Origin of the sequence: Klebsiella spallanzanii, assembly GCF_902158555.1 — a bacterium.
GTDB classification, from domain to species: Bacteria; Pseudomonadota; Gammaproteobacteria; order Enterobacterales; family Enterobacteriaceae; genus Klebsiella; species Klebsiella spallanzanii.
This window is the reverse complement of the sequence record NZ_CABGGS010000044.1, coordinates 283,611-304,271: the sequence shown is the minus strand read 5'-3', so window position 1 is coordinate 304,271 and position 20,661 is coordinate 283,611. Positions and strand designations below refer to the sequence as shown.

Here is a 20,661-nt window from a genome sequence, read left to right as displayed (position 1 = left end):
GACAACATTCTCAGCATTAGTAAATCCGCGGTTATCCATTAGTTTAATTCATGTGAATACTTAAGCTGATGGCCCGGTTCCCTCTTACACTATGCGCAGTTATTACATCGTTGCCGCACCCGCGGCAACCCTGTCAGGAGTGTTAGCGTGATTAGTATATTCGACATGTTCAAGGTGGGGATCGGTCCCTCATCTTCCCATACTGTAGGGCCGATGAAGGCCGGTAAACAGTTCGTCGATGACCTGGTCGAAAAGGGATTGCTTAATGAAGTGACGCGCGTGGCGGTTGACGTCTACGGCTCACTATCATTAACCGGCAAAGGCCACCACACGGATATCGCCATCATTATGGGACTGGCGGGCAATCAGCCCGACACGGTCGACATTGACGCGATTCCGGCATTTATCCGCGACGTTGAAGAGCGCGGACGTCTACTGCTGGCACAAGGGCAGCATGAGGTCGATTTCCCATCTAATGACGGTATGCGTTTTCGTAGCGACAACCTACCGCTGCATGAAAACGGAATGACCATTCATGCCTGGGCTGGCGATAAAGAAATCTACAGCAAAACTTATTATTCCATCGGCGGTGGTTTTATCGTCGATGAAGAACATTTCGGCAAAGAGAACGCTGGCGAGCTCTCCGTGCCCTATCCGTTTAAATCCGCGCAGGAGATGCTGGGCTACTGTAAAGAAACCGGCATGTCGCTCTCCGGAATGGTAATGCAGAACGAGCTGGCCCTGCACAGCAAAAAAGAGATTGAAGACTATTTTGCTAATATCTGGCAGACCATGCGCGCCTGTATCGATCGCGGGATGAATACCGAAGGCGTACTGCCTGGCCCGCTGCGCGTTCCTCGCCGCGCTTCTGCGCTGCGGAGGATGCTGGTTGCCAGCGACAAGCTCTCCAACGATCCGATGAACGTGGTGGACTGGGTTAATATGTTCGCGCTGGCGGTCAATGAAGAGAACGCTGCTGGTGGCCGGGTGGTCACCGCGCCGACTAACGGCGCATGCGGTATCGTTCCGGCGGTGCTGGCTTACTACGATCACTTTATCGAGTCCGTCAGCCCGGATATCTATATTCGTTACTTCCTGGCATCAGGGGCTATCGGCGCGCTGTATAAAATGAACGCATCGATTTCCGGTGCAGAAGTAGGCTGCCAGGGTGAAGTGGGCGTAGCATGCTCAATGGCGGCTGCGGGCCTGGCGGAAATCCTCGGTGCCAGCCCGGAGCAGGTTTGCGTGGCCGCTGAAATCGGCATGGAACACAATCTTGGCCTTACCTGCGACCCGGTAGCCGGGCAAGTACAGGTACCCTGCATTGAGCGTAACGCCATCGCCTCCGTTAAGGCGATTAACGCCAGCCGGATGGCGATGCGCCGCACCAGCGAGCCGCGCGTCTCGCTCGATAAAGTCATTGAGACTATGTATGAGACCGGTAAAGATATGAACGCCAAATACCGGGAAACCTCGCGCGGCGGCCTGGCTATCAAAGTTCAGTGCGACTAATCATTGCCCAACAGAATGCGTCCATCGGGCGCATTCGTCTTTTTCCTCTCTATATTATCTGCACCCACTACACTTGCTCTATGGCGGCTGTTACTCTCATTAACACTTTTAGCCGACAGGGCGTCGCGCATGCAGACTGCAGAAAAAGTCATAACAACATATCGCAGGAAACGCATTCTGGTTTGCTTGCTGGTAGCGCTATTAACGCTTACCACAACGTTAGTCATTCGATTTATTTCGCAGCGTAGCTTAAATCAGCAGCGCGTCCAGACCAGCACCAACAAAATGGTGGTCGCCATGGATAATATTCTACGTCCTTTGGCCGCTCAGCATACGACGCTATTGCATCTGGTGAATCAGCCCTGTCAGAACGTTCATCTCTCCTTACGCAAGCTGGCGGCGTCGCTGCAAACGGTACGATCCATCGCTCTGGTGCAGTCAAATCAGCTTTATTGTTCCAGTATTTTTGGGCAACGGCATATTCCGGTTCACCAATTACAGCCTGCGCTACCCACCAATCGCCCCTTGTTGACCTTCAGTCATGACGCTTCGCTGCTCAAAGGTACTCCGGTACTTATCCAGTGGTATCCGGCATCGCTGAGCGGTGCCGATGGCGTACTGCTGGTGATTAATATCGAGCTGCTGGGCGAGTTAATTTTCACTGCAAAATCTTCATTAATCAGCGGAATTAGCCTTAACGTTGGCGAACAAAGCTTTATTAGCGGTTCTGGATTGATTAATCAGGAAGCATTGCCTGGCGAGCAGATTATCTACCGTCAACCATCGACGGAATTTCCCTTCACCATCAGCGTTAGCGGGCCGGGAGCCTCGGCGGTCGCCCTCAATGAGCTGCCTGGCGCGCTGCCGCTGGCGTTGATTCTGAGCCTGTTAATGACCGGTATCGCCTGGCTGGCTACCGCCGGAAGAATGAGCTTTTCTCGTGAAATTAATCTCGGCATTACCTCACATGAGTTCGCACTTTGGTGTCAGCCTCTACAGGATTTGCGCACCCGCCAGTGCTGCGGCGTAGAAATTTTGCTGCGCTGGAATAATCCGCGCAGAGGCGCAATTTCACCGGATGTGTTTATTCCGATTGCCGAGGGCTACAACCTGATTGTCCCCCTCACCCGTTATGTCATTTCCCAAACCGCCCACAAATTAGCCCTCTTTCCTCAGGATAAACATTTTCACATCAGTATTAACGTCGCCGCCCGCCATTTCGCCAACGGCGAGCTGCTGCGCGACCTGCATCACTACTGGTTTAGCGCTCACCCGGTACAGCAACTGGTCGTTGAACTCACCGAGCGCGATGTGCTTCAGGATGGCGATCATCACATGGCCGAGCATCTGCATTTCAAAGGGGTGCAGCTGGCCATTGATGATTTCGGCACCGGCAACAGCTCTCTTTCGTGGCTGGAAAAACTGCGCCCTGATGTATTGAAAATTGATAAGTCTTTTACCAGTGCGATTGGTATTGATAGCGTCAATGCGACGGTAACCGATATGATCATTGCGCTTGCGCGTCGGCTAAAGATTGTGACGGTGGCGGAAGGTGTCGAAACCCCGGAGCAGGAAGAGTATCTGCGCAGCAACGGCGTTGATTTATTACAAGGGTTTCATTATGCCCGGCCGATGCCGGTAGAGGACTTTCCGCAGTGGCTGGCGGCGGAAAAGCGCCGGGAAATGCTTTTATAAAAAAGCCCGCCGGCCTGAAACCGACGGGCACAAGGGTTACTCTTCTTCGTCGTGATACTGGCGCATCTTGACGACGCGAACCAGGTCGACGCGATAGTCGTTGGCCTCAACAATCGTGAACTGCAAAGGCGACAATTCAAGCACATCGCCAGGACGAGGGATGTGACCGTTGACGGCAATCACCAGGCCCGCAACCGTCGCAATATCTTCGTCCTCATCGACCAGATTGTCCACTCCCACCGCCTGCTGCAGCGCATGCACGTCTGTTGACCCTTTCACCAGCCAACCGTCGCCATCGAGGATAATTTCCAGCGTTTCATCAGCGTCCGGGAACTCACCGGCAATCGCCTCCAGGACATCCAGCGGCGTGACCAGCCCCTGCACAACGCCAAATTCGTTGGTCACGATAACAAAGCTACCGCGGGCACGGCGCAGCACGCCCAGCAGGTTGATAGGATCCAATGTTTCCGGGACCACGATCGCCGGAGAGGCAGAGGCCAGAGCAGCAACGTTTTCACCCGCTTCCAGCGCCACCAGCATCTCTTTCGCCCGCACAATACCGATAATTTCATCCAGCTCGCCGCGGCATACCGGGAACAGGCTGTGTGGTGAAGAGAGCAGCTGACGGCGAATTTCTTCTTCGCTTTGCTCGGCGTTCACCCAGCTAATTTCCCCGCGCGGCGTCATAATACTGCGCAACGAACGCTGAGCCAGCGTCAATACGCCGTTGATCATGTAGCGTTCTTCTTCAGCAAACGCGCCTTCCGGTACCGGCACCACGGATGGGTTATCGCTATCGTGCGCCACGGCGCTCTGTTTACGACCCCCCATCAGACGGAGGATCGCATCGGCAGTGCGTGCGCGCAGAGGCAGCGTCGATTGGTGACGAATAAAGTTCCGGCGCGCAACCTGGTTAAAGAACTCAATGGTTATCGAGAAACCAATCGCGGCGTACAGGTAACCCTTCGGAATATGGAAACCGAAACCTTCAGCCACCAGGCTCAGGCCGATCATCAGCAGGAAGCTCAGGCAAAGCACCACCACCGTCGGATGCTGGTTGACGAAATTCGTCAACGGCTTCGACGCCAGCAGCATCACCGCCATTGCAATCACTACCGCCGCCATCATCACCGGCAGATGGTTAACCATCCCGACCGCGGTAATCACGGCGTCCAGCGAGAACACGGCGTCAAGAACGACGATTTGCAGAACCACCACCCAGAAGCTGGCGTAACCTTTGCCATGACCAGAGTCATGCTGGCGGTTCTCCAGGCGTTCGTGCAGTTCGGTGGTCGCCTTAAACAGCAAGAATATCCCCCCGAGCAGCATGATGAGGTCGCGCCCGGAAAACGAGAAATCGGCAACGCTGAACAACGGTTTGGTTAACGTCACCATCCACGAAATAACCGACAGCAGGCCCAGGCGCATAAACAGCGCCAATGAGAGACCAATCAGACGTGCTTTATCGCGCTGCTTTGGCGGCAGCTTGTCGGCAAGGATGGCGATAAACACCAGGTTATCAATGCCCAGTACGATTTCAAGGACGACAAGCGTCAGCAAACCGGCCCAAATAGAGGGATCCATTAAGAATTCCATGAGCAGCTCCAGTTAACGACAGGCGTAGTCATCGCTGTGTCATGCACAGACGAGACACTTGTTGCTGATAAAAAAACGTAGCAGGTGATGGCGGCAGACGAGTGCCTGAAGGTGAAAAGACGTCGGTGACGATCCATATAGCGGGCTATGCCCTATACTCCTGAGTAATTAAACGGAACGTAAACATAGCAAAATATAGAGCAAGATTGGCAAAAATTTACCTGTCTTTGCAATAGTTAAGGCTATTTTTTGCGCCGCAAAATAATTAGCGACAGATGCATGATTAGCGGAGCTTCATCACATTAATTATTTTTTCACTGTCTAAAATAATTCGCTGTAGTAATTACTTTATATCTTACACCCTTACTGAATCGATTTTGTTCGCAAGAGTGATTCAGGATGTATCACATCAGATGATGCATTTACGATTATAAAGGAGGTAGCAAGTGACGATTGCTATTGTAATAGGCACACATGGTTGGGCTGCAGAACAGCTGCTGAAAACGGCAGAAATGCTGCTGGGCGAGCAGGAAAACGTTGGCTGGATCGACTTCGTCCCTGGGGAGAACGCAGAGACGTTAATCGAGAAGTACAACGCTCAGCTGGCAAAACTGGATACAGCAAAAGGCGTGTTATTTCTCGTTGATACATGGGGAGGCAGCCCGTTCAACGCTGCCAGCCGCATTGTCGTCGATAAAGAACATTATGAAGTTATCGCGGGTGTCAACATCCCGATGCTGGTTGAAACGCTGATGGCTCGCGACGACAACCCGTCGTTTGATGAGCTGGTTGCGCTGGCGGTGGAAACCGGTCGTGAAGGCGTGAAAGCGCTGAAAGCGAAGCCAGTGGAAAAAGCCGCTCCGGCTCCGGTACAGGCTGCAGCACCGAAAGCGGCTGCGCCGCTGAAACCAATGGGTCCCAATGACTATATGGTTATCGGGCTTGCGCGTATCGATGACCGTTTAATTCATGGTCAGGTCGCCACCCGCTGGACCAAAGAAACTAACGTTACCCGCATTATCGTCGTCAGCGACGAAGTCGCGGCGGACACCGTGCGTAAAACCCTGCTGACTCAGGTTGCTCCTCCGGGCGTCACTGCTCACGTTGTAGACGTTGCGAAGATGATTCGCGTCTATAACAACCCGAAATACGCAGGCGAGCGCATTATGTTGCTGTTCACTAACCCAACGGACGTTGAACGTGTTGTTGAAGGCGGCGTGAAGATCACCAGCGTCAACATCGGTGGTATGGCTTTCCGCCAGGGTAAAACGCAGGTAAACAACGCTATTTCGGTCGATGAGAAAGATATTGAAGCGTTTAAAAAACTGAACGCTCGCGGTATCGAACTGGAAGCACGTAAAGTTTCCACCGACCAGAAACTGAAAATGATGGATCTGATCGACAAGGTGAAATAAGTCACCCTGCGGATCGCAACCCAATTTTCAACTTAAGACTTAATCAACAGGAGAAGTACAATGGAGATTACCCTTCTTCAGATTGTGCTGGTGTTCATCGTCGCGTGTATTGCGGGTATGGAGTCGGTACTTGATGAATTTCAGTTCCACCGACCTCTCGTCGCCTGTACGCTGATTGGCGCCGTTCTCGGGGATATGAAAACCGGTATTATCATCGGTGGTACTCTGGAAATGATCGCTTTGGGCTGGATGAACATCGGTGCCGCCGTTGCGCCGGACGCCGCCCTTGCCTCTATCATCTCTACCGTTCTGGTTATCGCGGGCCACCAAAGCATCGGTGCCGGTATCGCGCTGGCAATTCCGCTGGCGGCAGCGGGCCAGGTTCTGACCATTATCGTTCGTACTATCACCGTTGCCTTCCAGCACGCTGCGGATAAAGCCGCAGAGAACGGAAACCTGACGGCGATTTCCTGGCTTCACGTTTCGTCCCTGTTCCTGCAGGCTATGCGTATCGCGATTCCTGCCGTTATCGTCGCCATTTCCGTGGGTACCAGTGAAGTACAGGGCCTGCTGAACGCCATTCCAGAAGTGGTAACCGGTGGTCTTAATATCGCTGGCGGTATGATCGTGGTAGTCGGTTACGCGATGGTCATCAATATGATGCGCGCGGGCTACCTGATGCCGTTCTTCTACCTGGGCTTCGTTACCGCAGCATTCACCGATTTCAACCTGGTTGCTCTGGGCGTGATCGGCACGGTAATGGCTATCCTCTACATCCAGCTGAGCCCGAAATACAACCGCGTAGCGGGTGCGCCAGTGCAGGCTGCTGGTAATAACGACCTCGATAACGAACTGGACTAACAGGTGAGCGAAATGGTTGATATGACTAAAAATACCACCGAGAAAAAACTCACTCAGAGTGATATTCGTGGCGTGTTCATTCGTTCTAACCTGTTCCAGGGTTCATGGAACTTCGAACGTATGCAGGCGCTGGGCTTCTGCTTCTCCATGGTACCGGCTATTCGTCGCCTGTATCCGGAGAACAACGATGCGCGTAAACAGGCGATTAAACGTCACCTTGAGTTCTTTAACACCCATCCATACGTAGCGGCCCCCGTTCTCGGCGTAACGCTGGCGATGGAAGAGCAGCGTGCGAACGGCGCAGAAATCGACGATGGTGCCATCAACGGTATCAAAGTGGGTCTGATGGGGCCGCTGGCAGGCGTAGGCGACCCGATCTTCTGGGGTACCGTTCGTCCGGTATTCGCTGCGCTGGGTGCAGGTATCGCCATGAGCGGCAGCCTGCTTGGCCCTCTGCTGTTCTTTATCCTGTTTAACGCTGTGCGTCTGCTGACCCGTTATTACGGCGTAGCGTACGGATACCGTAAAGGTATCGACATCGTTAAAGATATGGGCGGCGGCTTCCTGCAAAAACTGACTGAGGGGGCGTCAATCCTCGGCCTGTTTGTCATGGGGGCGCTGGTTAACAAGTGGACGCATGTGAACATCCCGCTGGTGGTTTCCACTATCACCGGTCAGGATGGTCAGACTCGCGTCACCACCGTGCAGACAATCCTTGACCAGCTAATGCCAGGTCTGGTGCCGCTGCTGCTGACTTTCGCCTGCATGTGGCTGCTGCGTAAGAAAGTTAACGCCCTGTGGATCATCGTTGGCTTCTTCGTCATCGGTATCGCAGGTTACGCTGTCGGCCTGTTGGGTCAGTAATTAACGTGCTGTACGCCGGGGGCTTGCCCCCGGCTTTTTTATTTGGAGGATGGATGACAATCACGGACCTGGTGTTAATCCTGTTTATTCTCGTTCTGCTCGCTTTTGCAATTTACGATCAGTTCATCATGCCTCGCCGCAATGGCCCTGTATTGCTGGCTATCCCCCTGCTCCGCCGCAATCGCGTCGATGGCATTATCTTTGTCGGCCTCATTGCAATACTGATTTATAACAATATCGCCAACCAGGGCGAGCTTATCACCACCTGGCTATTATCTGCCCTGGCCTTAATGGGGTTATATCTTTTTTGGATCCGTTCGCCCAAAATCATCTTCAAAAAACAGGGCTTTTTCTTCGCTAATATCTGGATCGAATATAAGCGTATTAAAGAGATGAATTTATCAGAAGATGGTGTGCTGGTGATGCAATTAGAGCAACGCCGCCTGCTCATTCGCGTACGAAATATCGACGATCTGGAAAAAATATACAAACTTCTCGTTTCCACTCAATAAGTTATAAATATAGCTTGCGCTATATTTCAGCCTGAACAGGCGAATGAAATATAGCCATTGCTATATTTAACCTGCTTTATTCACCGATATTTATTAACGAATCATTCACCTATAAATTGAAATGAAAATCGTTATCATTTAGTTATCAAAATAACCGTCTTCTGTTATTGTTTTATATTCTAAAATTATGTTAAGGTTGCGCCGTCGTTGGGGAGTAGCCGATTTTCTGTCTGTCAGAAAATGTACGTGTCAACATACTCGTTGCAAAACGTGGCACGTGCGGGTTGAAGAAGAAAGTATTCAATCAGGCGAGACCATAGACGCATCACTGCTGTACGCGGCGCGACATCATCAGGATGAGCTGCGTATATTTACTGGGGGCGGCGATGTGTCATATGGATTATCCCCGGTCAGGACGCTCTCATGAATGTATCCGCTACAATTCTTCTTGCCTTCGGCATGTCCATGGACGCCTTTGCAGCTTCCATCGGGAAAGGCGCGACCCTCCATAAACCGAAATTTTCTGAAGCGCTGCGTACGGGTCTCATCTTTGGCGCTATCGAAACGCTCACCCCGCTCGTCGGTTGGGGAATGGGGATGCTCGCCAGCCAGTTCGTTCTGGAATGGAACCACTGGATTGCCTTTGTGCTATTGGTTTTTCTCGGCGGTCGTATGGTTATCGAAGGATTTCGCGGCGGTGATGATGAAGAGTGCGAAGCTCCCCGCCGCCACGGTTTCTGGCTGCTGGTCACCACGGCTTTCGCCACCAGCCTCGATGCGATGGCCGTCGGCGTTGGCCTGGCATTCCTGCAGGTCAATATTATCGCTACCGCGCTGGCCATCGGCTGCGCCACGCTGATTATGTCAACGCTGGGTATGATGGTCGGGCGTTTTATCGGCCCGCTGCTTGGCAAACGGGCAGAAATACTCGGTGGTATTGTGCTGATTGGCATTGGCGCCCAGATACTCTGGAGCCACTTCGCTGGCTGATATTCAGGCGTTGCGCTGCCAGCAGTGAATAGCAAAATCGGTCTGGCAGCCAAATAGTGCCTGCTGGCGCAGCGTTTCCCGAACCGGCGGTTTTGCCCGCCACGCAAACGGTGTCATTTGCAGCAAAGCTTCCGCCTCGTTGCCGCTGAGCTGCATCGGATAGGCTAACTGCTGCTGGTGACGTAACGTGAATCCTTCCATCTCTTCCGTGTTCAACTCATGCAGCCTCACTTCATCGTAGATCAACCCTTTCAGCTCCAGTAAATGACGAGGCCCTGGCGTCGCGGTAATGACCCAGCCGCCCGGTCTGACAACGCGAGCCAGCTCCTGAGCATTACAGGGAGCGTAAATTCGCACTATCGCATCCAGGCACACATCTTCAAACGGCAGGCGCTGACTGGAGGCAACGCAAAAGTTGACCTGCGGATAGCGTTTTGCCGCGGCGCGAATGGCGGATTTCGAGACGTCCAGTCCCCAGCTACGGGTGGCAATAGCCGCAAAAGCATGAGTGTAATACCCTTCTCCGCAGCCAATATCCAGCAGATCCACCGGCGCAAAGGTGTGTAGATAATCGCTGATAGCATCTCTTAGAGGCTGATAATGACCCGCGTCGAGGAACGCTCGCCGGGCCTGCATCATCTCAGCGCTATCACCCGGATCGCGAGAACGCTTAAACTGCACCGGCAGCAAATTGACATACCCTTCCTTCGCCAGATCGAACTGATGCCGCTGCGGGCAGATATAGCTATTGTCGCGACGACTCAGCGGCGCGTGGCAAAGTGGGCAACTGTAAGACATGACAACTCCGGTGTGCTGAAAGGGCGAAAGTGTAGCGCTATTCGCCCCTCCAGGCCACCGTTACAACGCAGGCGGTAGAGGCTCGTCGCTATGCATCACGATAAGGTTTTCTGAACCCTCCGGCATTCCATCCGGCATCACGTTTTCCAGGCGCAGGACGTCGCCCATGATCTGGCTGAACACCGGCGCGGAAACCGCGCCGCCGTAATATGAACCGTTACTGGGGTCATTCATCACCACCACCAGCGCGAATTTCGGGTTACTGGCGGGCGCAACACCTGCGGTATAAGCGACGTACTTATCAATATATTTGCCATCGGGACCGATTTTTTTTGCGGTACCGGTTTTTACCGCCACCCGGTAGTCGCGTACCGCGGCTTTGGTGCCTCCGCCGCCCGGTAAGGCTACGCTCTCCATCATATGTTCGACTTCATGCACAATCTGTTCTGGCATCACCCGTGTCCCCATAACCGGCGGGTCGATGCGGGTGATCGATAGCGGACGTTCGATGCCATAGCCGCCGATGGTAGCATAAACATGCGCCAGCTGAAGCGGCGTCACCATCAGACCATAGCCAAAAGCAAAGGTCGCCCGGTCCAACTGCCCCCAGTAGCGACGCTGTGGCATCAGCCCGGCGCTTTCACCGGTCAGACCTAATCCGGTTGAGTCGCCGAAACCGAACGCTTTATAGGTATCGATGAGATGCTGGACCGGCATGGCCAGAGATAAATGTGAAACCCCGGTATCGCTGGATTTTTGCAGGATACCGGTGAGGGTTAATTCCGGATAATAGCCCACGTCGCGAATTCGATGGCCGTCGAGGACAAACGGATGGGTATCCACCACGCTATCCGGCTGGACAATCCCCTGCTGTAGTGCGGTCATGAGCACCAGCGGTTTTACCGTTGAGCCAGGCTCAAAAGTATCGCTTATTGCGCGATTGCGGAAATCATCCAGCTTCGCATCATCGCGATTATTAGGGTTAAAATCCGGATAACTGGCCATCGACAGAATCTCTCCGGTATCAATCTTAATCAATACTGCTGCGCCTGATTCCGCTTTGTTCCAGCGTACGGCGTTGTCCAGCGCATCTTCAGTGACCGTTTGCAGTCGTTCATCGATACTCAGTTGCAAATTATGCGCAGGGACGGCTGCAACTTCGGTGATATTTTCGATAACGTTGCCGTGGCGATCTTTACGCACCAGCCGACGTCCAGCCTGGCCGGTCAACTGCGCGTTAAAGCTTTTCTCTACCCCTTCAATGCCCTGGTTATCAACATTGGTAAAACCCAGCAGATTCGCGGCAACGTGTCCCGCAGGATAAAAACGTCGCGACTCATCGCGCAGATTGATACCCGGCAGGTGGAGTTTGTCGATCCATTCCGCCTGCTCTGGGTTTATCTGGCGCGCCAGATAGAGAAAACGCGCATGAGGATGGGATTCAACGCGATGGGCCAGTTCGCTAAGGTTGAGATGTAGAGCCTCGGCCATCGCCTGCCAGCGTGGGCCATATCCTACGCCCCCCTTTTCCAGGGTGGTTTGCGGGTCAATCCAGATAGCACTCACCGGAACGCTAACCGCCAGCGGGCGCCCCTGGCGATCGCTTATCATTCCGCGCTGTACATCAATAGGCTCCTCCCGTAGGGAGCGCATATCTTCCTGTTTAACCAGATTGTCAGGCGAGACGATTTGTAACCAGCCAACCCGAGCCAACAATAGCCCCATACAGCAAAGAATAGCCACGCACAATAACCCAAACCGCAGAGGGGTAAAATTGGCAACTGATTTATTTTTGTTCTTTTGCACCTTAGCTCCATCATCATTTTGCAACTTTCTGATTTAATAGAAATAATACAAAACAGACTGCTAAACAGTGCTAATAAGGATGTTGTTTTGCAACAAAGCGCAACGGAGGGGGTAGAACAGAAATGTTTTGCAATAAAAACTAAAAAGCCCCGCTGATGCGAGGCTTTCTTACAAGATTCAGTGGTCTTGAATCAGATAGCAGTTACGTTAACTGCTGCTGGACCTTTCTGGCCGTCCTGAATTTCGAACTCAACGTTCTGGCCTTCAGCCAGAGTTTTGAAGCCGTTACCCTGGATAGCAGAGAAGTGTACAAACACATCTTTGCTGCCATCAGCCGGAGTAATGAAACCAAAACCTTTAGACTCGTTGAACCACTTAACTTGACCTTTAATCTTTGCCATTTGCAAAATTCCTTAGACTGTTTTCTTCGCCCTTAGGCGCTTACATAGATAAAACTGACACATAACTGCATGAGGCACTAATATAAGGTTCGGCAGAGAAGCGGTATTCAACGACAACGTGTTTACTCAGGACTTCTTTACTGAAAATGCCACACATAAACAGAACTGTACCTCGTTTAACCCGAAACGTGTTATCACACACTACGTAAATAATGGCAAGCCATTTTTAAACGGGTCACGATCGCTCGCACAGATTATAAGGGAATCATTTGATCGTCTGCACAATTATGCGACTTTGCTTCCATTAACCTATGCTCCGGTACCCTGCACTCCTTGCCCAAAAACAGGCCTTATCGCGACAACTTTTTTACCGCAGCTCAACAACTTCAACCCATCCGCGCCCCTAAAGACGCAAGCTGCTAAATTTAGGGGTATCCCTAATCTGCTGCATAATGATGCACTGAAAAGCTCATATCGATAGCTGAAAATTCGCGTTAACCTCGTTCATCCATAATAATGAAATGCATAAAATGAAAGGCCTGAAATATTGCCTATATTAGACGCTAATAATGAAGTATTGATGACATGGCTTTACTCTCAGACAATAGGATGCGTTAGTTATCCTTTTATTTGATTATCTATACCCGTCATACTTCAAGTTGCTTATGTGTTGGCTACGCTCGCTCACCCCAGTCACATAGTTATCTATGCTCCTGGGGACTCCCTCTCTTGCCGCCTTTAAGCAACTCGAATTATTTAGGGTATAAACAAATCACCAGAACGGGTAGATGAAATGATAACAGTCGCTCATTTTGCGTTCAGCAATCAGAGCAAGAAGGGTTAAATAGATAAGGATAAGTTATGGTCAGGAGTAATATGCAGGTGCACACCGCAGGGGATGCACACCTGTTAGTCGGACTAGCGCTCGGCAACTAGACGGATAAAATCGTCGTCACCTTTCCCCTTCTCGGCTACAGACGGTTCGGCTGCACTCTCTTTCTCAGGCTCATTAGCCTCGCAGAGACGGCGCAACAGCGCATTTTGCCGCTTTTGCTGATCCAGCAGCGCTTGCAGCAGTTCGATTTGCTCATTGGCGCGCGAACTGGCGCGATTAACAAAAAACCATAACAACAGGCCGACAAGTAACAGCACAATAGAAAGCGCCACGGATGCCAGACTTACGATCCCAGGATTTAGTAACTCACTCATTTCACCACCTCAAAGAGAAGGCGATTATTCTACCACCGACGTGGCAGAAGAAAATCAGTCAGATTAAAAATGTCTTACCAGGGGATAAATTTGTTAATAGTGCAGATGCCGCTGAAGAACTGTACATCCTGATCGCACATTACGTTAAGCATCTGAGTCCATAGCAGTAAACATCCCGCAATGATGACTATCAGCAAAACCCACCGTAATTTTTTCACTCCACACTCCGCACCAGAATCAGATGTCGCCAGGATAACATGACCTTCTTAAACCGCGGCTAACTGTAATACGAAAGACAAGTTTAGGAATCATAGACTTGTTTCAACTCGTGTTCATGACAGAATAAACGCAAGGATAATACAAATATTGAGGCAACAATGCGATTGATCATTCGTACTATTGTGGTGCTGGCCATCGTGTGGATTGGCGTATTATTAAGCGGTTACGGCGTATTGATGGGCAGCAGTGAGAATGCCGGAGGACTTGGATTGCAGTGCAAATATCTCACGGCTCGCGGCATAAGTACCGCACAGTATGTTCACTCCAGTAGCGGTATTATCGGCATTACCGATTGCCCTATACTGCGAAAAAGCGTCACGGTCGTTGATAACGGCTAGTCATGGTTCGGGCTACAGTCGCTGTAGCCCGAATATTGCACAAGATCAGAACGGATAGTCGTTGTAGCCCATCTGCTCAGAAATCTTACGCGCCGCCGTATGCAGCATCGCCACATACTCGTTCAGGCGCTCTTCAGAAAAACGCAGCGTCGGGAAAGAGATACTCAGACCAGCGATAACCACGCCGAAGCGGTCAAAAACGGGTACTCCGATGCAGCGCAGTCCCTCTTCCTGCTCCTCGTTATCTTCGCCATAACCTTGCTCGCGGACCTTATCTAAAACCGCCAGCAGCTCTTCGGTACTGGTGATGGTCCGGTCGGTACTGCGTTTATACTCCACGCCCTCCAGAATTTGCTCGACTTCAGCACGATCGCGCCACGCCAGCAGCACTTTGCCGATGGCGGTGCTGTACAGCGGATTACGGCGACCAATGCGCGAATACATGCGCAAGTTGTACATCGAGTCAATTTTGTGGATATAAACGATACTGTCTTCATCCAGGGCGCCCAGGTGGACGGTCTCTTTCGTCAGGCGCGAAAGCTCGCGCATCTGAATATCAGCACTGCGCACCAGATCGACGTTCTGCAATGCCCGCGCGCCCAGCTCAAAAAGCTTCAGGGTCAGAGAGTATTTCTCAGATTCACCTTCCTGCGCCACGTACCCCAGCGATTTCATGGTCTGCAAAAAGCGATAAACGGTGCTTTTTGACATCATGACGCGCTGAGACAGTTCGGTAATGCCAATTTCACGCTCTTCGCCAAGCGCCTGCAGAATGCCAAAAACCTTCAATACCGAAGAGACAGAATCTGGCTGTTTATCCAAATCTGCAACTGCCATTTATCACCTCATCGCAACTGTTTTATAAAAATTAGAACCGGTTTTTATTATAAATTCGCATCCCGTTACCCGCAATCGTTCTTCTGCCTCTTCGTTACAAATCTGCGACATGCCGCTGAATAATCAATGCTAAAATCATTATTCAGTTAATAGTTCCTGATAAGACACATACTTCACATGGATAAAAACATCTCCGATGGGCTGCCTTTGCCGCAGCGTTACGGCGCCATTCTGACCATTGTATTAGGTCTGACGATGGCGGTGCTGGACGGCGCCATCGCCAACGTAGCCCTGCCGACCATCGCCAGCGATTTAAATGCCTCCCCGGCCTCCTCAATATGGATAGTTAACGCCTATCAAATCGCTATCGTTATCGCGCTATTGCCGCTCTCTTTTCTTGGCGATATGGTCGGCTATCGGCGCATTTATAAAATCGGGCTGGTGGTTTTTACCTTCACCTCACTGGCCTGCGCGCTCTCCACAAGCCTGGAAATGCTGACGCTGGCGCGCGTGGCGCAGGGGCTTGGCGGCGCGGCGCTGATGAGCGTCAATACCGCGCTGATACGCCTGATTTACCCTCAGCGGTTTCTCGGTCGCGGGATGGGGATCAACTCTTTCGTGGTGGCGGTCTCCTCTGCGGCAGGCCCGACAATTGCCGCAGCAATTCTCTCAATGGCCTCGTGGCAGTGGCTGTTTCTGATTAACGTACCGCTGGGCGTGATTTCGCTGGTTCTGGCAATGCGCTACCTGCCTGCAAATTCGGGGCGAAGCAAGGTCACCCGCTTCGACCTGCCAAGCGCCATCATGAATGCCCTCACCTTTGGCTTACTGATTACCGCACTCGGCGGCTTCGCTCAAGGCCAATCCGGCGAGCTGGTTCTGGCCGAGATAGTCGCTATGCTGATAGTCGGATTCTTTTTTGTCCGCCGTCAGCTCAAGATGCCGGTTCCCCTGCTACCGGTCGACCTGCTGCGCATCCCTCTTTTTTCGCTGTCAATTTGTACGTCGATATGCTCTTTCTGCGCCCAGATGCTGGCAATGGTTTCACTGCCGTTCTTTTTGCAATCAGTGATGGGACGCAGCGAGGTGGAAACCGGTCTGCTTCTGACGCCGTGGCCGTTAGCCACGATGGTGATGGCACCGCTGGCGGGATATTTGATCGAGAGAGTCCATGCAGGCTTACTGGGTGCAATTGGCCTGGTGGTCATGGCCTGCGGTCTGTTTGGCCTGGCTTTGCTGCCCTCCTCCCCATCGGACCTGGATATTATCTGGCGAATGGCGCTATGCGGCGCAGGATTTGGTTTGTTCCAGTCCCCTAACAACCATACCATTGTGTCGTCAGCCCCTGCTCATCGCAGCGGCGGGGCAAGCGGAATGCTGGGGACTGCGCGCCTGCTGGGACAGAGCACTGGTGCGGCGCTGGTCGCACTTCTGTTTAACCTGTTGGGCGATAGCGGAACGCATACCGCACTTCTGCTGGCAGGAACTCTTGCCGTTGTCGCCGCCGTCGTCAGCGGGCTTCGCGTCACGCAGCCGCGCGCCCGACTGTAACCAAAAAACCGACATAAAAAAATCCGCAGCCCGAAGACTGCGGATTTTTTATTTCTGCGACCCGGAGAGCGGGAAATTACTTCAGGTATTCGCCGCTACGCAGCGCTTCAATACGTTTATCCAGAGGCGGGTGTGTCATAAACAGCTCGCTCATGGATTTCGCTTTGCCGTTAATACAGAACGCCATCATGCTGCTGGCCTCCTGCGGCTCATAGCTGGTTTTCAGGCGCTGCAGCGCGGCGATCATCTTCTCACGCCCCACCAGCTTCGCTGAACCCGCATCCGCGTGGAACTCACGGTAGCGGGAGAACCACATGGTGATGATGCTGGCCAGGATACCAAATACCAGCTCCAGCACCGTGGCGACCGCAAAATAGATCAGGGGGTTGCCGTTGCTGCTTTCGCCTTCATCACGATTGCCGCCGAGGAAGCCCGCCGCAATCTGCGCGATAACACGCGAGATGAAGATAACGAAGGTGTTTACCACCCCCTGAATCAGCGTCATGGTGACCATATCGCCGTTGGCAATGTGGCTAATCTCGTGAGCAATAACCGCTTCCGCTTCATCACGGCTCATGTTCTGCAACAGTCCAGTGCTGACGGCAACCAGCGATGCATCACGGCGGGCGCCGGTAGCGAAGGCGTTGATATCTGGCGCGTGGTAGATAGCGACCTGCGGCATACCAATTCCCGCCTGACGCGCCTGCTGTGCGACGGTATTTACCAGCCAGCGCTCGGTTTCGTTACGCGGCTGCTCAATGACTTCCCCACCCACCGATTTCAGCGCCATCCATTTCGACATCAACAACGAAACGATAGAGCCACCGAAACCAAACAGCAACGCCATGATCAGTAACCCGGTCATGCTGCTTGACTGAATTCCTGTCAGGCTCAGCACCAGCCCGAACACCACCATCACTGCCAGGTTAGTCAGCAGGAAAAGCGCGATTCGCATCATAATTTTCTTTTAACCTCGATTTAACAAAACGCACTATGCGATTACCCACATGGTATGGGTAGAACGCCAATTTTCAACCATCAGGCCCCGCTAAGTCACGAGAAAGACACAACTTTACATTTTGTAGCATGTTACTGACGCCCGGGGAAAGCGTTGACATTTTGTTGAAATCGAGCAAAGAAAGCTGAGGGAATAGTAAAAAAACGGGCACAATAATTTGTGCCCGCTGGGGAGTTATTTACTGGCTGGTGGTTCCACCGCCGGCTGTTCCTTTTCCTGATGGGCCAGGTCAAGGGCAATATGAACCGTTTCATCAAGATACGGATCGGGTTCCTGGTAATCTTTTGGCAGATCTTCCAGTTTCTTCAGCAACGGCTTACCTTCGCGTTTCAGACGATCGTTCACGCGAGCCAGACGAATCGCATCATCTTCCTCGTTCTCCTTTTCACGCTGCGCGTAGTTCAGGGAAACGATGTTGCGTTTATCTTTCATCGCGTTATAGCGAGCAATGTCCTTCATGATGTACTGGAACTCAGGGTCTTTGGCGATACGCTCGTCATGACGTTTCAATAGTTCCGGGCCAAACGGCGTCAGGTCGCCATATTTCACGTAGGTTGCAGCATTAACGCTATCCCACGGCAGCGCGTTATCTTCGTACTGCTCGCCGGTTTCCCGTTCTTCAGTTCCGGTTGGCATCATGATGTCCGGCGTAACACCTTTACGCTGAGTACTACCACCGTTGATGCGATAGAACTTCTGAATGGTGTACTGTACGGAACCCAGTGCCGGCCAGTCAGGACGCAGCATCTGATCGTAGATACGGTTCAGCGAACGATACTGCTGGACGGTGCCTTTACCGAAAGTAGGCTCACCGACGATCAGCGCACGACCGTAGTCCTGCATCGCCGCGGCGAAAATTTCGGAAGCTGAGGCGCTAAAACGGTCGACTAATACCACCAGCGGGCCTTTGTAGTACACCACGCCGTCAGTATCGCTGTCTTCACGCACCTTACCGTTGTTATCACGCACCTGAACAACCGGGCCGGATGGAATAAACAGTCCGGAAAGCGAAACCGCTTCGGTCAGTGCGCCGCCGCCGTTGCTGCGCAAGTCGATAATGATACTGCTGACGTTCTGTTTCTCCAGCTTCTGCAGCTGCACTTTAACGTCATCCGTCAAGCCGACATAGAAACCTGGAATATCCAGTACGCCAACTTTTTCTTTGCCAACGGTTTTGACTGACATCTTAACCGCACGGTCTTCAAGACGAATACGTTCGCGCGTCAGGGTAACAATCCGCGTTTTCGCGCCTTTACCGGCAGGCAGAACTTCCAGGCGAACTTTGCTGCCCTTCGGCCCTTTAATCAGCGCAACGACATCATCCAGACGCCAGCCGATCACATCGACCATGCCTTTACCTGGCTGACCTACGCCAACGATACGGTCGCCGACGCTGATGGCTTTGCTCTTCGCCGCAGGGCCGCCGGCGACCAGTGAATTGATCACCGTATAGTCGTCGTCCATCTGCAGTACCGCGCCAATACCTTCCAGAGACAGGCTCATTTCAGTATTGAACTGTTCGGTATTACGCGGAGAGAGATAGTTAGTATGCGGGTCAATCTCGCGCGCGAAAGCGGTCATCGCCAGCGAGAAAACGTCTTCACTGTTGGTTTGCGCCAGACGACGAATGGCGAATTTGTAGCGACGCGTTAAAGTTTCACGGATCTCTTTATCGTCTTTGCCAGCCAGCTTCAGACTGAGCTGATCAAACTTAACCTTGGCATCCCACAGCGCGTTCAGCTCGGCTTCATCTTTTGGCCACGGAGACTTGCTGCGATCGAGGTTGAAGTTGTCATTGCCGGTGAAGTCCATCGGACGATCCAGCACTTTCAGCGCATATTGGTAGCGTTCGAAACGCCGCTTCTGCGCCAGATTATACAGGTCGTAGAAAACGTCCAGCTTCCCGCTACGCAGCTCATCGCCGATTTGGTTCTTTTTAGCGGCAAACTGCGCCACATCGCTGGCCAACAGCACGTTGTGGCTGTAGTCCAGCAGGTTCAGGTAGCGATCGAAAATTTTTGCCGAAAAGGCGTTATCAAGATCAAACTGGCGGTAATGAGAGCGGGTAAAGCGCGATGTTACGCGCTCGCTCACCGTCGCGTGCTGCGGCTCTTCTTTCAGCACGGGGATTTGATCGATCCGGGTTATATCGTCCACGGCGAACGACTGGCCTGCGATAACCAGCAGACCCGCCAACGCGGTGAGCTTAAAGAATTTGTTCATGCCTGGCCCGGCCTCCGTTTCAGAACACCAGGTGTTCTGCGCGTACAATCATTGACATACCAGAAGTCAGCTGTACACGAACGCCATCTTTGGTGATTTCCAGGACGGTGGCGTCCATTGCATTATTACCTGCTTTCACCTTCAGTGCCTGGCCAACGGTCAATACAGACACATCTGATACTGGGGTATGACGCTCTTCGCGCGGCGCTTTAGCGGCTGCTGCCGGACGCGGCTTACGCTGCTCAGCGCCCTCTTTACGACGCGGCTGAGTTTGAGGACGCGGTTTACGCTCGCGACGAGTCCCCTCTTCCGGCTGGCCTGCTGCGGCAGCAGTTTCGCGTTTTTTCGCCTGCTGAGCTTCGCGCTGCGCTTGAACGCGGGCTTTGGCTTCTTCAAGCTGCTGGCGGGCATGAGCAACATGCTGCTCTTCCAGTTCGCCGCACGGGTTGCCGTCAAGGTCAACGCGAACAGCGCCAGGCTTAACGCCATACAGATAGCGCCAGCTCGATGTATAAAGGCGCAAAGCAGCGCGAAGTTGGGTTTTGCTGAGATTCATCTCTCCGCCAACGCGCTCAACGAGATCCTGAAAAATACCGACTTTCAGGGGGCGCGCTTCGCCTTCAGCGCTAAAACACTGAGGGAAACGTTCGGCCAGAAACGCGATTACTTCTTTACTGCTATTCAACTTAGGTTGATTTTCCATGAAATTTCCTGATTACAACGGACGTAGCCAACAAGCCGCAGGCATGAACAGGC

Annotated in this window: 19 protein-coding genes and 1 pseudogene; 9 read left to right on the top strand and 11 right to left on the bottom strand. The window is 52.5% G+C overall.

What is annotated here, in order from left to right; all coding sequences use genetic code 11:
* The first annotated feature begins 147 nt into the window (after positions 1 to 147).
* Both sdaA and FN082_RS24185 read left to right on the top strand, forming a co-directional pair.
* Positions 148 to 1,512 carry an L-serine ammonia-lyase gene (gene sdaA, locus FN082_RS24190; RefSeq protein ID WP_139536283.1) on the top strand — a complete coding sequence of 455 codons (1,365 nt, stop codon included), beginning with the start codon at positions 148 to 150 and terminating at the stop codon, positions 1,510 to 1,512.
* Between the two features lie 129 nt (positions 1,513 to 1,641).
* Positions 1,642 to 3,207, top strand: a complete 1,566-nt coding sequence (locus FN082_RS24185) for an EAL domain-containing protein (RefSeq protein ID WP_139536284.1) — start codon at positions 1,642 to 1,644, stop codon at positions 3,205 to 3,207.
* A 36-nt stretch (positions 3,208 to 3,243) separates the two neighbouring features.
* Here FN082_RS24185 and yoaE read toward each other — a convergent pair whose 3' ends face one another.
* Positions 3,244 to 4,803, bottom strand: a complete 1,560-nt coding sequence (gene yoaE / locus FN082_RS24180) for a CNNM family cation transport protein YoaE (RefSeq protein WP_142982522.1) — start codon at positions 4,801 to 4,803, stop codon at positions 3,244 to 3,246.
* Positions 4,804 to 5,249: 446 nt separating this feature from the next.
* Between yoaE and manX the strand changes: the two genes are divergently transcribed.
* The 5 genes from manX to mntP all read left to right on the top strand — a co-directional run bounded on the left by manX (position 5,250) and on the right by mntP (position 9,445).
* Positions 5,250 to 6,218, top strand: a complete 969-nt coding sequence (manX, locus tag FN082_RS24175) for a PTS mannose transporter subunit IIAB (protein WP_142463612.1) — start codon at positions 5,250 to 5,252, stop codon at positions 6,216 to 6,218.
* A gap of 60 nt (positions 6,219 to 6,278) precedes the next feature.
* Positions 6,279 to 7,079 (top strand): PTS mannose/fructose/sorbose transporter subunit IIC, encoded by an 801-nt coding sequence (locus FN082_RS24170; RefSeq protein WP_139536287.1) that lies wholly within the window; start codon positions 6,279 to 6,281, stop codon positions 7,077 to 7,079.
* 12 nt (positions 7,080 to 7,091) lie between these two features.
* Positions 7,092 to 7,943, top strand: a complete 852-nt coding sequence (locus FN082_RS24165) for a PTS mannose transporter subunit IID (protein WP_004103307.1) — start codon at positions 7,092 to 7,094, stop codon at positions 7,941 to 7,943.
* Between the two features lie 53 nt (positions 7,944 to 7,996).
* On the top strand, positions 7,997 to 8,455 hold the full coding sequence (locus FN082_RS24160) for a DUF986 family protein (protein WP_139536479.1): 459 nt from the start codon (positions 7,997 to 7,999) through the stop codon (positions 8,453 to 8,455).
* 423 nt (positions 8,456 to 8,878) lie between these two features.
* A complete protein-coding gene (mntP, locus tag FN082_RS24155) occupies positions 8,879 to 9,445 on the top strand; it encodes a manganese efflux pump MntP (protein WP_139536288.1) in 567 nt (188 codons plus the stop codon).
* 3 nt (positions 9,446 to 9,448) lie between these two features.
* Here the strand turns inward: mntP and rlmA are convergent, their stop codons facing one another.
* The 6 genes and pseudogenes from rlmA to mgrB form a co-directional block, all read right to left on the bottom strand.
* Entirely contained in the window at positions 9,449 to 10,243 is a 795-nt protein-coding gene (gene rlmA, locus FN082_RS24150; protein ID WP_142982521.1) for a 23S rRNA (guanine(745)-N(1))-methyltransferase, read from the bottom strand.
* Between the two features lie 60 nt (positions 10,244 to 10,303).
* Positions 10,304 to 12,049 carry a peptidoglycan glycosyltransferase FtsI gene (gene ftsI, locus FN082_RS24145; protein WP_139536290.1) on the bottom strand — a complete coding sequence of 582 codons (1,746 nt, stop codon included), beginning with the start codon at positions 12,047 to 12,049 and terminating at the stop codon, positions 10,304 to 10,306.
* A gap of 191 nt (positions 12,050 to 12,240) precedes the next feature.
* Positions 12,241 to 12,450, bottom strand: coding sequence for a transcription antiterminator/RNA stability regulator CspE (cspE, locus tag FN082_RS24140; protein ID WP_001062678.1), 210 nt, complete (start codon positions 12,448 to 12,450; stop codon positions 12,241 to 12,243).
* 12 nt (positions 12,451 to 12,462) lie between these two features.
* Positions 12,463 to 12,607, bottom strand: a pseudogene (locus FN082_RS24135) (DUF2627 domain-containing protein).
* 761 nt (positions 12,608 to 13,368) lie between these two features.
* Positions 13,369 to 13,659: a YebO family protein gene (locus tag FN082_RS24130; RefSeq protein WP_139536291.1), complete on the bottom strand. Its 291-nt coding sequence runs from the start codon at positions 13,657 to 13,659 to the stop codon at positions 13,369 to 13,371.
* Positions 13,660 to 13,733: 74 nt separating this feature from the next.
* Positions 13,734 to 13,877, bottom strand: a complete 144-nt coding sequence (gene mgrB / locus FN082_RS24125) for a PhoP/PhoQ regulator MgrB (protein ID WP_002911375.1) — start codon at positions 13,875 to 13,877, stop codon at positions 13,734 to 13,736.
* Positions 13,878 to 14,036: 159 nt separating this feature from the next.
* Here mgrB and FN082_RS24120 point away from each other — a divergent pair, with 159 nt between their 5' ends.
* Entirely contained in the window at positions 14,037 to 14,276 is a 240-nt protein-coding gene (locus FN082_RS24120) for a YobH family protein (RefSeq protein WP_139536292.1), read from the top strand.
* A gap of 45 nt (positions 14,277 to 14,321) precedes the next feature.
* Here the strand turns inward: FN082_RS24120 and kdgR are convergent, their stop codons facing one another.
* Positions 14,322 to 15,113, bottom strand: a complete 792-nt coding sequence (kdgR, locus tag FN082_RS24115; protein ID WP_004103314.1) for a DNA-binding transcriptional regulator KdgR — start codon at positions 15,111 to 15,113, stop codon at positions 14,322 to 14,324.
* A gap of 177 nt (positions 15,114 to 15,290) precedes the next feature.
* On the opposite strand from kdgR, the gene FN082_RS24110 reads away from it, so the two are divergent.
* Complete coding sequence (locus FN082_RS24110; RefSeq protein ID WP_139536293.1) at positions 15,291 to 16,664, top strand: MFS transporter; 1,374 nt, start codon at positions 15,291 to 15,293, stop codon at positions 16,662 to 16,664.
* Between the two features lie 76 nt (positions 16,665 to 16,740).
* Here FN082_RS24110 and htpX read toward each other — a convergent pair whose 3' ends face one another.
* The 3 genes from htpX to proQ all read right to left on the bottom strand — a co-directional run bounded on the left by htpX (position 16,741) and on the right by proQ (position 20,608).
* Positions 16,741 to 17,622 (bottom strand): protease HtpX, encoded by an 882-nt coding sequence (gene htpX, locus FN082_RS24105; RefSeq protein WP_139536294.1) that lies wholly within the window; start codon positions 17,620 to 17,622, stop codon positions 16,741 to 16,743.
* Positions 17,623 to 17,856: 234 nt separating this feature from the next.
* Entirely contained in the window at positions 17,857 to 19,905 is a 2,049-nt protein-coding gene (prc, locus tag FN082_RS24100) for a carboxy terminal-processing peptidase (protein ID WP_142982520.1), read from the bottom strand.
* A gap of 19 nt (positions 19,906 to 19,924) precedes the next feature.
* The gene (gene proQ, locus FN082_RS24095; RefSeq protein ID WP_142982519.1) at positions 19,925 to 20,608 is read right to left on the bottom strand and encodes an RNA chaperone ProQ; all 684 of its coding nucleotides are present in this window, start codon (positions 20,606 to 20,608) and stop codon (positions 19,925 to 19,927) included.
* Positions 20,609 to 20,661: the final 53 nt, after the last annotated feature.

What these genes read in the sequence shown, in the direction of transcription:
- FN082_RS24185 (WP_139536284.1), top strand. Translation starts at nt 1,642, where the DNA reads ATGCAGACTGCAGAAAAAGTCATAACAACATATCGCAGGAAACGCATT.
- yoaE (WP_142982522.1), bottom strand. Translation starts at nt 4,803, where the DNA reads ATGGAATTCTTAATGGATCCCTCTATTTGGGCCGGTTTGCTGACGCTT.
- FN082_RS24170 (WP_139536287.1), top strand. Translation starts at nt 6,279, where the DNA reads ATGGAGATTACCCTTCTTCAGATTGTGCTGGTGTTCATCGTCGCGTGT.
- FN082_RS24165 (WP_004103307.1), top strand. Translation starts at nt 7,092, where the DNA reads ATGGTTGATATGACTAAAAATACCACCGAGAAAAAACTCACTCAGAGT.
- FN082_RS24160 (WP_139536479.1), top strand. Translation starts at nt 7,997, where the DNA reads ATGACAATCACGGACCTGGTGTTAATCCTGTTTATTCTCGTTCTGCTC.
- mntP (WP_139536288.1), top strand. Translation starts at nt 8,879, where the DNA reads ATGAATGTATCCGCTACAATTCTTCTTGCCTTCGGCATGTCCATGGAC.
- rlmA (WP_142982521.1), bottom strand. Translation starts at nt 10,243, where the DNA reads ATGTCTTACAGTTGCCCACTTTGCCACGCGCCGCTGAGTCGTCGCGAC.
- cspE (WP_001062678.1), bottom strand. Translation starts at nt 12,450, where the DNA reads ATGGCAAAGATTAAAGGTCAAGTTAAGTGGTTCAACGAGTCTAAAGGT.
- FN082_RS24130 (WP_139536291.1), bottom strand. Translation starts at nt 13,659, where the DNA reads ATGAGTGAGTTACTAAATCCTGGGATCGTAAGTCTGGCATCCGTGGCG.
- FN082_RS24120 (WP_139536292.1), top strand. Translation starts at nt 14,037, where the DNA reads ATGCGATTGATCATTCGTACTATTGTGGTGCTGGCCATCGTGTGGATT.
- kdgR (WP_004103314.1), bottom strand. Translation starts at nt 15,113, where the DNA reads ATGGCAGTTGCAGATTTGGATAAACAGCCAGATTCTGTCTCTTCGGTA.
- FN082_RS24110 (WP_139536293.1), top strand. Translation starts at nt 15,291, where the DNA reads ATGGATAAAAACATCTCCGATGGGCTGCCTTTGCCGCAGCGTTACGGC.
- htpX (WP_139536294.1), bottom strand. Translation starts at nt 17,622, where the DNA reads ATGATGCGAATCGCGCTTTTCCTGCTGACTAACCTGGCAGTGATGGTG.
- prc (WP_142982520.1), bottom strand. Translation starts at nt 19,905, where the DNA reads ATGAACAAATTCTTTAAGCTCACCGCGTTGGCGGGTCTGCTGGTTATC.
- proQ (WP_142982519.1), bottom strand. Translation starts at nt 20,608, where the DNA reads ATGGAAAATCAACCTAAGTTGAATAGCAGTAAAGAAGTAATCGCGTTT.